Annotated in this window: 8 protein-coding genes; 1 reads left to right on the forward strand and 7 read right to left on the reverse strand. The window is 61.6% G+C overall.

The window, feature by feature from the left end; genetic code table 11:
- Window positions 1-90 precede the first annotated feature (90 nt).
- Complete coding sequence (locus tag DOM27_RS14295) at window positions 91-1083, reverse strand: Bug family tripartite tricarboxylate transporter substrate binding protein (protein ID WP_110656855.1); 993 nt, start codon at window positions 1081-1083, stop codon at window positions 91-93.
- Between the two features lie 332 nt (window positions 1084-1415).
- On the opposite strand from DOM27_RS14295, the gene rluF reads away from it, so the two are divergent.
- Complete coding sequence (gene rluF / locus DOM27_RS14300) at window positions 1416-2528, forward strand: 23S rRNA pseudouridine(2604) synthase RluF (protein WP_110656857.1); 1113 nt, start codon at window positions 1416-1418, stop codon at window positions 2526-2528.
- 48 nt (window positions 2529-2576) lie between these two features.
- On the opposite strand, the gene DOM27_RS14305 is transcribed toward rluF, so the two are convergent.
- The 6 genes from DOM27_RS14305 to DOM27_RS14330 form a co-directional block, all read right to left on the reverse strand.
- Window positions 2577-2978, reverse strand: a complete 402-nt coding sequence (locus DOM27_RS14305) for a GlcG/HbpS family heme-binding protein (RefSeq protein ID WP_110656859.1) — start codon at window positions 2976-2978, stop codon at window positions 2577-2579.
- A gap of 105 nt (window positions 2979-3083) precedes the next feature.
- Window positions 3084-4379, reverse strand: a complete 1296-nt coding sequence (gene glcF / locus DOM27_RS14310; protein ID WP_110656862.1) for a glycolate oxidase subunit GlcF — start codon at window positions 4377-4379, stop codon at window positions 3084-3086.
- 57 nt (window positions 4380-4436) lie between these two features.
- Window positions 4437-5666, reverse strand: coding sequence for a glycolate oxidase subunit GlcE (glcE, locus tag DOM27_RS14315; protein ID WP_245392733.1), 1230 nt, complete (start codon window positions 5664-5666; stop codon window positions 4437-4439).
- A 23-nt stretch (window positions 5667-5689) separates the two neighbouring features.
- Window positions 5690-7189, reverse strand: a complete 1500-nt coding sequence (gene glcD, locus DOM27_RS14320) for a glycolate oxidase subunit GlcD (RefSeq protein WP_110656867.1) — start codon at window positions 7187-7189, stop codon at window positions 5690-5692.
- 261 nt (window positions 7190-7450) lie between these two features.
- Window positions 7451-9148 carry an L-lactate permease gene (locus DOM27_RS14325; RefSeq protein WP_110656870.1) on the reverse strand — a complete coding sequence of 566 codons (1698 nt, stop codon included), beginning with the start codon at window positions 9146-9148 and terminating at the stop codon, window positions 7451-7453.
- A 352-nt stretch (window positions 9149-9500) separates the two neighbouring features.
- Window positions 9501-11852, reverse strand: coding sequence for an FdhF/YdeP family oxidoreductase (locus DOM27_RS14330; protein ID WP_110656872.1), 2352 nt, complete (start codon window positions 11850-11852; stop codon window positions 9501-9503).
- Window positions 11853-12050 lie beyond the last annotated feature (198 nt).

Raw genomic sequence — 12050 nt, forward strand, 5'->3', positions numbered from 1 at the left:
GCCCGTAGGCTCAAGAGAGACGGGAATGGATCGAGTGAGCAAGAACAACGGCTGACTCGCTGGTGAGCCAGCCGTTGTCACTGGCGGATCTTACTGAATCAGGCCGACTTCCTTGGAGATCGTTTCGATATCGGCGATCTGCTGATGGACGTAGTCCTTGAAAGCGTCACCACTGCGATCGAACGGAATCAGCCCGTTCTGCTGCATGACATCCTTCCACTCCTGGCTTTCATAGACCTTATGCAGGGCATCTTCCCACCAGGCGACATCTTCCTCAGAGAGTTTCGGCGGCAGGTAGAATCCGCGCCAGTTAATGCCTTCAACATCGACTCCCTGTTCCTTGGCAGTGGGGAAATCGCTGAGTGCGCCGGGTAGGCGGCCATCGGCGAGAACCGCAAGAACGCGTAGATCGCCGGATTCGACGAATCCCAGAATCTCCGACGCATCGCCTGAGAAGGCGTCGATATGGCCACCGACGACCTGCGTCATCGCCTCGCCGCCGCCGTCGAACGGCAAATACTTGATCTTGTTCAACGGTTTGATGTCATCGGCGCGCGCCATCATCAATACTTTTAGATGGTCCCATCCGCCGCTGGCGCTGCCACCGGCAAAGCTCACGCTGGAGGGCTTCTGCTCCATCGCGTCCAGCAGTTCCTCGAGGGTCTGGTAGGGTGAGTCCTTGCTTACCGCGATCACGCCATAGTCGGCGCCGACGGTGCCGGCCCAGTTGACCATGTCGGCGTCCATGCCGGGAAATTGATGCTGGGCCAGGCGAGTGGTGGTCGACGTCGACGCCGAGACGATGACGTCGTTCTGGCCGGCTCGCTTGGTTACCACGTGGGAGAACGCCACCCCACCGCTGGCGCCCGGCATATTGGTAGTCTGGACGCTACCGTCGATGGCGCCGATCTCGCTCAGCACCTGACCCACGCTGCGGCAGGTAAAATCCCAGCCGCCGCCGGGATTGGCGGGCGCGATGCAGTCGATCTTTCCGTCCGGGCCGGCTGCCTGGGTAATCAGAGGCAGTGCCGTCAACGAGAGCGCCACACATAGCGCGGCGGATTTGAGGGGCGTGAATTTCATGGCGTCTCCATTATTCTCTTTTGTAGAACCGGTTCCGACAGTGGAAATTAAGACTGTCCGTATGCCGGGTCAATCTCGAGACTATGAATTGCGACTAAAGAATATTGTCTGAAGCTATAATGTTCTTTCAGGTAGAACTTTGCCGGCCGAGGAGACGCCGGCAATCGTCAAGACAGGTGATATCTAACGGCGATATCGGCGGCCCAGGTTTTATCTCCGAAGAGGAAGCGTCAAACTAGTCAGGCGTGTGGCCTAGGGTCAGAAGAGCTGGCGCTAGCTCAGTGTTTTAATGAGAACGCTGTGCCATCCCTTTTTCAGCGAGACTGTGTTTTATGGCGTTACGACAATCGACCCGTATCAACAAGTACATCAGCGAAAGTGGGATGTGCTCTCGCCGTGAAGCCGATCGCTTCGTGGAGCAAGGCAACGTGTGGATCAACGGTCGCCGTGCCACCACCGGTGACCAGGTGGTAGCTGGCGATCGGGTCAAGGTCAACGGCCAGGATATCGAGCCTCAGGAAGAGGAAGATCTGATCCTGATCGCGTTGAACAAGCCGGTGGGGATCGTCAGCACGACCGAATCCAGCGAGAAGGACAATATCGTCGAATTCGTCAAACACGGGGCGCGTATTTTCCCCATCGGGCGACTCGATAAGGACTCCCAGGGGCTGATTTTTTTGACCAACAACGGCGATCTGGTCAACAAGATCCTGCGCGCCAACAACCATCATGAAAAAGAGTATCAGGTGACGGTGAACAAGCCGGTCACCGACGAGTTCGTCGATGGCATGCAGCGTGGCGTGCCGATACTGGGCAAGGTGACGAAGCGCTGTCAGATGCACAAAGAGTCGACGTTCGTATTCACCATTACCCTGGTTCAGGGGCTCAACCGCCAGATACGCCGGATGTGTGAATATTTCGGCTACGAAGTCACCCAACTGGTGCGTACCCGGATCATGAACGTCTCGCTCAAGGGGTTGGCGCTTGGCGACTGGCGGGATCTCACCCCGAAAGAGATCGACACCATTGTTGCGTTGACGGAAAGCTCTGACGCCGCGCCGGAGAAGAGGCGGTCCGCCAAACCCAACTCCGGCTCTCGCTCGGGTGCCGGCAAGGCAAAATCGCCGGTCTCCAAAGCCCGCCAGAAATCAGCGCAACCTGGTGCCAGAACCGGTGCAAAAGCGAATTCAGGGGCAGGGGCCAAAACCGGCGGCAAAGCCGCCGCATCCAAGCCCCATCCCAGAGGCAAGAACGCCGCCAACGGCAAAGGGCGGCCCGGCCCCAAGAACGGTGCTGCGGGCAAGCCACATCCCAAAGCCAAAGCGTCCAGCGCGGGGAAACCTGGCGCGAAAGGCAAGGCGAGCGTCAAACCCGCCGGCAAGAACCGTTCAGGCAAGCCGGGCCCCGGCAGTCGTGCCAGGAACGCGCCTTCCAAGAAGCGTTAGCAAACGATCCCGTCAGGACGCGCCAGGCGATAGTTTCAGGCGATGGTTTTAACTAATGGCTTTCACGCCAGCCTTGGCGACCTGAACGTCCTGGTCCGGCTTGACCCCGGAAACGCCGACACTGCCGATCACGTGACCGTCTTGAACCACCGGCACCCCGCCGGCCAGCAGCGCGGTCATCGGTGCAGTCACGAAGGCGGTACGCCCATTATTGATCATATCCTCGAACACCTGAGTTTCCTTGCGGCCGATCGAGGCGTTGCGTGCCTTTTCGGTGGCCACGCCAGCGCTGAATGGGGCGGCGCCATTCATGCGGCGCAGGCCGAGCAGATGGCCGCCGTCATCGGCGACGGCGATGGTGACCGCCCAGCCCTGTGCTTCGGCTTCGGTCTGCGCGGCATCCAGAATGGCATTGACGTCGTTGAGTTCGAGTGCGGATTTAGTGAGCATCGGTCGTCCTTTCGAGAGAGAAGTGCGTTTCGAGAGAGTGCGTTACGGGTTACCGAAAGCCGGTCGCCCTGAGTCAGCTTGGGCCTGAATCAGCCCATTCTTGAATCAATCTGTCCTTGAATCATTGGCTTCCAGGCATTCATCCACCAGTTCGATCCAGTGACGGACCGGTGTCCGACCGGCGCCGTTGAGATGACTCTGGCAGCCGATATTGGCGGTGACGATGGTGTCCGGCGCTTGCGCTTCCAGCGCGTCCATCTTGTTGTCGCGCAGGCGCTTGGCCAGCGTCGGTTGCGTGATCGAATAGGTTCCGGCGGAACCGCAGCAGAGATGACCATCCTGCACGGGCGCAAGCGCGAATCCCAGCCGCGTGAGAACCGTTTCGACGGCACCGCCCAGTTTCTGCGCGTGCTGTAGCGTACACGGACAGTGAAATGCCAGACGCGTCGCGGGATGACGCGCCCCTAACGCTTCCAGATCTTCTTCCCGCAGCACTTCCACCAGATCCTTGGCCAGCTCGCTGACCCGCTTTGCCTTGATCGCATATTCGGGGTCGTCGGCCAGCATCTCGCCGTACTCCTTGACGAAGGCGCCGCAGCCGCTGGCGGTCTGGACGATCGCTTCCACCCCGTCGGCGTCCGTCTCCGCTGCTCCCTTTCTCTCGATCATGGGCCACCAGGCATCGATATTGGCGCGCATGCGCTCGCGTCCGGCCTCCTGAGCATTGAGGTGGAAGTCGATGGCGCCGCAGCAACCGGCTTCCTGGGCAGGTCGCACCCCGATGCCGAGCCGGTCGAGTACCCGGGTCGTGGCATCGTTGGTATTGGGTGCCAGGCTCGGCTGTACGCAGCCTTCCAGAATCAGCATCTGGCGAGCGTGTGTGGCGGGATCGGGGCGTTTTCGCTGACGAGTTTGGGGGGGCGGCTGGCGTGCGGGAATCTTGTCATGCAGATCGTGCGGTGCCAGCGGACGAAATGTCTGGCCCAGAGCCAGCAGAGTCTTGAATCGCTTGGGTTCGGGGAGCATGGCGCGCAGGCCGAATCGAAGCGCGCGATCCCCCGGACTGCGACCAACCCGACGCTCGATTTCGGCACGACCGATATCCAGCAGCTTGTGATATTCGACCCCTGAAGGGCAGGTGGTCTCGCAGCTGCGACAGCTCAGACAACGGTCGAGATGCAGCTGCGTTTCCTGGGTGACCTGCGTATCGCCGTCTTCGCTCTCCAGCAGCTCCTTGATCAGATAGATACGCCCTCGAGGGCCATCGCGTTCGTCGCCCAGCAGTTGATAGGTCGGACAAGTGGCGTTGCAGAAACCGCAATGCACGCAGGTGCGCAGAATGCGATCGGCCTCGACGATATGCGGCTTCGCACGAGCGGCGTCGGAAAAATGGGTCTGCATGATGACTCCTTGCCACATGACGTTGGAACGGCTTGCCACTGTGGGCATCGAGACGGCTTACCACTCGGCGTAGAGCCGGCCGGGGTTGAAAATCGCCTGGGGATCGAGCCGCTGCTTGAGCTGACGGTGATATTTGTCCAGTACCGGCGTCAGCGGCGTGAAGGGCGAATCTCCGTTGGCGTTCGGCGTAAAACGCGTGGCATGGCCGCCAGCTGCAATCGCCACTTCTTTGATATGGGTATCGCTTTCCGAACCGCTTTGTTCAGGGCCTTTTTCTTCAGAGTCTATTTCGTCAGAGCTCCGCAGCCAGCGCTGGGCACCGCCCCAGTCGATGAACCAGTCGCCTTCTAGAGCCGGCGTGCGCGCCAGTGTTGGCAGCGATAGTCGCCACAGGGTCCGTCCGGTAGAGGTATCGAAAGCGCCATCGAAGAAGGGCAGGCGCTGCTCGCGTAGCTGCTCCCAGAACAGTGGGTCTTCCGATTCACCACCAAGCCGCTGACGTGTGGCCGATACCGAGCCTTCACCGCCTTCGAGACGCACGTGCAGTGCCGTTCCATCATGGGCGGCACCAGTGATCGGTAAAGGCTCGCGCCCCCAGACCGTCAGTCGATCGAACGCTTCGGTCAGCGGCAGTTCGAGTCGCAGGCAAGCGTGCGCGTGAGGGATGGGCAGCACCTTGAACGAGATCTCGGTCAGTACGCCGAGGGTGCCCTGGGCGCCGACCATCAGGCGGGAGAGATCGTAGCCGGCGACGTTTTTCATCACTTCGCCGCCGAAACGCAGATGCTTGCCCTCGAAGGTGATGACGCGCACACCCAGCACGAAATCGCGAACCGCGCCGACCCAAGGGCGACGCGGGCCAGAGAGTCCGGCGGCGACCATGCCGCCGACCGTGGCATTGGCGCCAAAATGCGGCGGCTCGAAAGCCAGACGTTGGCCATTATCGGCGAGCGTCCGTTCGAGATCGCGCAGCCGAGTGCCGGCGCGCACGGTCGCCACCAGTTCCACCGGATCGTAGTGGACGATACCGTGATGACCGGTGGTGGAGAGCGACTGCGCGGCGTCGACGCGGCGACCGTAGAACGCCTTGGTGTCACCGCCGACGATACGCAGCGTGGCCCGCTCGGCATGGGCACGTGCCACCTGTTCGCACAGTGCTGTGCTGTCATCGTTGCCTGCCGCCGGCCCGCTCGAGACAGTAGCGCCAGGCTCGCCCGGCAGGGTGTATTCCGGCTGCTGATCCTGTAGATGAGTCATGGGCGTGATTCCCTGTGTCTTGATCGGCATGGCGCTATGCCCTGTGACAACGCTTAAAATCTTGGCAGCTCGGGATGCGGCAGCTCGCCGTGATGCACGTGCATGGCACCGAACTCGGCGCATCGCGCCAGCGTCGGAATATTCTTGCCGGGATTGAGCAGCCGGCGCTCGTCGAAGGCCGATTTCACCGCGTGGAACAGGGTGATCTCGTCGGCGGCGAACTGGGTGCACATTTGATTGAGCTTCTCGCGGCCAACGCCATGCTCGCCGGTGATGGTGCCGCCGGCCTCCACGCACAGCTCGAGAATCTTGCCGCCGAGCGCCTCGGTGGCTTCGAGCTCGCCCGACTGGTTGGCATCGAACAGAATCAATGGATGCAGATTGCCGTCGCCGGCATGGAAGACATTGGCGACCCGCAGCCCGTAATGAGCGGAGAGATCGTTGATGCCCTTGAGCACACGCGGTAGCTCGCGCCGGGGAATGGTGCCATCGATGCAGTAATAGTCCGGCGACATACGGCCCACGGCCGGGAAGGCTGCCTTGCGGCCGGCCCAGAACAGCTGGCGCTCGGCGTCGTCTCGAGCGAGCTGGATCTGGGTGGCACCGGCCGCTTCGAGCAGATCTCGAACCCGCTCGCAGTCGGCGCGCACGTCGGCCTCGACGCCATCCAGCTCGCACAGCAGGATCGCCTGGGCCTCGACCGGATAGCCGGCGTGGATGAAGTCCTCGGCGGCACGAATCGCCAGGTTGTCCATCATCTCGAGGCCGCCGGGAATGCAGCCGGCGGCAATGATGTCGCCTACCGCCTTGCCGGCGAGTTCGACGTCGTCGAAGCAGGCCATCAATACCTTGGCGACTTCCGGCTTCGGCAGCAGGCGCACCGTGACTTCGGTGATCACGCCGAGCATGCCCTCGGATCCCATGAACAGTGCCAGCAAATCGAAACCCGGGGTGTCCAGCGACTCGCCGCCGAGCGTCATGCGTTCGCCCTCGATGGTGACGATATCCACGCTCAGCACATTGTGAACGGTGAGCCCGTATTTCAGGCAGTGCACGCCGCCCGCGTTCTCGGCGACATTGCCGCCGATCGAGCAGGCGATCTGCGAAGAGGGATCGGGCGCGTAATAGAGCCCGAACGGCGCCGCCGCCTCGCTGATCGCCAGATTACGCACTCCTGGCTGCACGCGGGCGAGGCGAGCATCGGCGTCAAGGCTCAGGATCTTGTTGAAGCGTGACATCACCAGCAGCACGCCCTTCTCCAGTGGCAGAGCGCCACCGGAGAGGCCGGTGCCGGCGCCACGCGTCACTACGGGCACCGCATGTTCGTAGCAGACCCGCATCAGGGCCTCGACCTCGGCCAGCGTCGTGGGCATGGCCACCAGCATCGGCAGCACGCGATAGGCCGACAATCCGTCGCATTCGAAAGGGCGCAGGTCTTCCTCCCGATCAAGCAGCGTCAACTGGGGGGCGACCGCCAGAACGGCCGCCATCAACGCCGACTTGTCGACGTTGGCGATGTCGCCATCGATGCGCTCGTCGTAAAGCAGTTCCATGACATCTCCTGGGGCCGGTCGGCGTCAGGCACGGTTCAGAAAAAGTGAGGTTTGTGGAAGGACTTTCCACATTGTCGATGCCGTCATTCTGTGGAAGGTCGCCGTCGAGGGCTATTAGCCAAAAGCCCAACGATCTGGAAAGTGGTCAGACCAATATAATGATGAATGAGTGACTCCCGGCGGTACCGGGAGTCACTGACAGATGCCAAGGATTGGCGAGAGAGAAGACGCTCTGGCGTGACCAGGAGCGTACGCAGGCTCTCATCCACCCATGAGGGGGTCGGTGAGGCCGAAGACATAGAACGTCAGCAGCCCGATGATCCCCGCGAACAGGCAGTAGTAGAGCGTCGGCAGGATCGTCTTGCGTAGCGTCGTTCCCTCGCGGCCCAGCAGGCCGACGGTGGCCGATGCCGCCACCACGTTGTGAATCGCGATCATGTTGCCGGCGGCGGCGCCCACGGCCTGAAGCGAGATCATCATCGCGGTGGAGGCGCCCAGGGCGTCGGCGACGTTGAACTGAAACGCCGACAGCATCAGGTTGGAAACCGTATTGGAACCGGCAATGAACGCGCCCAGTGCGCCGACCGCCGGCGCGAACAGCGGGTAGACCTGCCCCACGCCATCGGCGACCAGCTGGGCCATGGCAACCGGCATCGAGACCAGGTCGGACTCGTTGACGCCGGAGTTGATCAGGATTCGCACCATCGGGATCGTGAACAGCAGCACGAAGCCGGCGCCGAAGATGGTCTTGGACGATTCCGCAAAGGCGGCGGTGATCTGCTGGGCACGCATGCGGTGCAGGAAAATCGTGCAGATCACAGCGATCAGGATGATACCGCCAGGGAGATACAGCCATTCGACGCTACCGGAGACGCCCTGCTCGCCGAGAATGTTGCTCCAGCCGGTGCTGATCGACGATAGTCCCGCCTTCACCGAGGGAATGGTGCGGGAGATCACTAGCAGAATGGCGACGATGACGTAGGGCATCCAGCCACGCAGCGTCGACATCGGTGCGCGACCGGCAACCTCTTCGACCTTGATCTCGATGGTGCCCAGCCATTCTGCCGGCCATTTCGAGCGTTCCGGGAAATCCCAGGTGTCCTTGGGCAGCAGGAAGCCCTTGCGCGCTGCAGGCACCACGATTGCCAACCCGATCAGACCGCCCAGCAGCGACGGGAATTCCGGCCCTAGGAACACGCCCACCAGCATCGAAGGCACCACGAAACTGACGCCGACGAACAGCGCAAACGGCGTGATCGATAGGCCTTCGGTCCAGGACCGGTTCTCGCCGAAGAAGCGTACCATCACGATGACCAGGATCAGCGGCATGAACACGCCGATGATGCCGTGGGTGATGACGACTTCCGAGGTGATCAGGCGAAAATAGGTTTCCCAGGTCGAGCCATTGGCGGTGAGCTGTTCGGTGATACCCGCCTGATTCACGCCGCCGGTGACACCGACGACGATCGGCGTGCCGACGGCGCCGAACGAGACCGGCGTCGACTGCAACATCATGCCGACGACCACGGCAGCCAACGCCGGAAAGCCCAGCGCCACCATCAGCGGCGCAGCTACTGCGGCCGGCGTGCCGAAGCCGGAGGCGCCCTCGATGAAGCAACCGAACAGCCAGGCGACGATCAGCGCCTGCACACGACGGTCGGGACTGATCCCGGAGAAGCCGTTACGGATCGCCATGATGCCGCCCGAATGTTTCAGCGTATTGAGCAGCAGAATCGCGCCGAAGATAATCCACAGCAGCGAGACGGTCATGATCAGGCCCTGCAGCGTCGAGGCCAGAACACGGGTGCCGGTCATGTCCCAGGCGAGGAGCGCGATCAGTACTGCGACGACGAACACGATCGGCATTGCCGTGCGTGCCGCCATGCGAAACCCGATCAGCAAGACGCCGGCCAGTACCAGTGGTAGGAAAGCGAGCAGCGAGAGCAGCGTGTGGTCCATATCGAGAACCCCTGAGTCGTTGTTATCAGCGTTGGGTATCGCCGGCCGTATCGATATCTGGCTCTCGATCGCCGGCCCACGGCGATTGACTCGGAAGATAACCACAGAACGGGTCACTGCCAATTGTGGTTAATTGGTCTTACCTCTATGGGCGTTGACAAGAGTGTTAACCCCAACTCGTTGACCCGAAACGATTTGGGAGCGCTACTCGCGGACCAGAGGGATGGGTGGATGACGTCATCGGTGCGACTAATGGACATCGCCGCTTGACCGGGAAGGTCAGGCGGCGATGCTGGGGCGAGGGCCGAGTGGAGGTTGATTCGAGACGGTGCCGGATCGCGGCGGGAACACGTCAGCCGGTGGCGAGGACGCCTGTTTCGGCTTCGACCTGTTCAGTGGACATCAACTCCAGCGTCACGGGTATCGACTTGCCGGCGATCGTATTGCTCTGGCGATCGCGATTGGCCAGCGGAATCAGATCGTTGACCTCGGGGTAGTAAGCGCCAAGGCAGTTCTCCGGCAGATCGTAGGCAATGATCTTGAAGCCGGAAACCTGGCGTTCGATACCATCGTCGCTCACGGCTCTCAGGGTGACCCAGTTACCGGCTTCGAACCCGTGCTTCTCGATGTCGGTGGGGTTCATCATCAGCACCATGCGCGTGCCGTAGATATCTCGATAGCGGTCGTCATAGGAATAGACCGTGGTGTTGAACTGATCGTGCCCGCGGATCGATAGCAACTGAAAGTGGGTGTCGCCCGGTTCGGAGGCATCTTCGGTGAGGTGGTCCTCGGGAAACAGGAAGTTCGCCTTGCCGGAGTCGGTGTTCCAGATCCGGTCACGGGCGGCGATGTCGAGATGGAACACGCCGGTGGCAGCCAACCGCTGATTGAAGTCGTGGAACGTGTCTGGCTGGGTCGCCTCGATCTTGTCGCGAATGCGTGCATAGTCCTCGGTCAGCCATTCCCAATCGACCTTGGAGTTGGGCGCGAACGTCGCCTTGCCCAAACCGGCGACGATGGCGATCTCGGAGCGCAGATGCTTTGATGCCGGCTCCAGTGCGCCTTTGGATCCCTGCACGTTGCACATGCCGTCTTCGATGGTAATGGTCTGTTCGACGCCAGCCTGCACGTCCTTCTCGGTGCGCGCCAACGGCGGTAACAGATAGGCGGCCTTGCCATGGATCAGATGGCTACGGTTGAGCTTGGTGGCGATCTGCACGGTGAGCGGAATGTTGCTCACATGAGGCGCGACGCGAGCCTGATCGGCGATCGCCCGGAAGAAGTTACCGCCGAGACCGATGAAAGCGTCCACCTCGTCGCGCACGATGGCCTCGCAGCAGAGCGCCACGTCATGGCCATGTTCGCGTAGACATTCGATGCCGAAAACCTCGTCCATCTTGGACAGAAACGCTTCGCCTGACTTGTGGAAGATCCCCACGGTACGGTCGCCCTGCACGTTGGAGTGGCCGCGAACCGGGCAGGCTCCTGCGCCTCGGCGGCCGACATGGCCACCCATCAGCAGCAGATTGAGGATCTGATGGACGTTGTCGCCGCCGCGAATGTGCTGGGTGATGCCCATGCCCCAACAGCAGATCACGCGTTCGGCGTTGATCCAGGCGTTGGCAGCATCCACGATCGCGGCCTGGGTCAAGCCGCTGTGACGCTCCAACCGTTCCCACGACTGGCGACGGCAGTGTTCGGCGAAGGCGTCGAAGCCATCGGTATGCATGCTGATGAAGTCGTGATCGATCACGCGTTCGCCACCGCTGGCGCGAGCCCCGTCGTCGACCTCCAGGATATGCTTGCACATGCCCTGAATTGCGGCGATGTCGCCTCCGATGCGGACCTGATGATACTGCGAGCTGATCGGCACGCCGTGGTTGGTCAACATGTCCCTGGGCGTCTGCGGGTTGGCGAACTTGACCAGAGCCCGCTCGCGCAATGGGTTGAAGGTGATCACCTCGGCGCCACGCAGGCGGGCCTCGTGCAATAGCCCCATCATCCGCGGGCTGTTGGTTCCGGCATTCTGGCCGAACAGGAAAATGCAGTCGGTGTGCGCGAAGTCGTCCAGCACCGTGGTTGCCTTGCCCACGCCGATGCTCTGGGGCAGCGCCACGGTGGTCGTTTCGTGACACATGTTGGAGCAGTCGGGAAAATTGTGCGTACCCAACATGCGCCCGTAGAGTTGCCACAGGAATGCCGCCTCGTTGGAGGTACGCCCCGAGGTATAGAGCTCGACGCGCTTGGGGTCGAAGGATTTGACGCGCTCGCCGATCTCGCGAAAGGCGGTGTCCCAGTCGATCGGATCGTACTTGTCGGTCGTCGCGTTGTAGCGCATCGGATGCGTCAGCCGACCCTGCTTCTCGAGCGCGTGATCCGACCAGTCGAGCAGTTCGGTCAGCGTATGTTGGGCAAAGAACTCAGGCGTGGTGCGCGCGGCCGTCGCTTCCCAGGCCACTGCCTTGGCCCCGTTCTCGCAGAACTCCGCCGGGCCGGGTTTTTCCGGATTGGGCCAGGCACAGCTGGGGCATTCGAATCCCCCTTTGGGGTGATTGATCTTGAGCATCAGACCATTGCCCTTGAACGGCACCTTTTCGCGCAGGAAGTGCTTTTCGGTGGCCTGAATCGACTGCCAACCGCCGCCAGGCGCGTCGTGGTCTGACTGTGACCCATGTAACTCGTCGTCTTTGAGTTGGCGTACCATGATCTACTCCTTCCTGACCGATCTGACTTGGTAACGACGTGGTGAACCTTGAGGGTCTGCGTGAAAAAAGATGAGCCGCAGGCTCACGGTATGACTGCTATCCGTTGCAGTATGGCAACGATTGGCGGTTTGCGCCGAATCCAGCGTGGGGCGGTCTGGAACCGGTTCGGCGTTTGACGGTTTCCGTTCCGTTGGACA

The sequence above is a fragment of the Salinicola halimionae genome (genome assembly GCF_003206065.1).
GTDB lineage: Bacteria > Pseudomonadota > Gammaproteobacteria > Pseudomonadales > Halomonadaceae > Salinicola > Salinicola halimionae.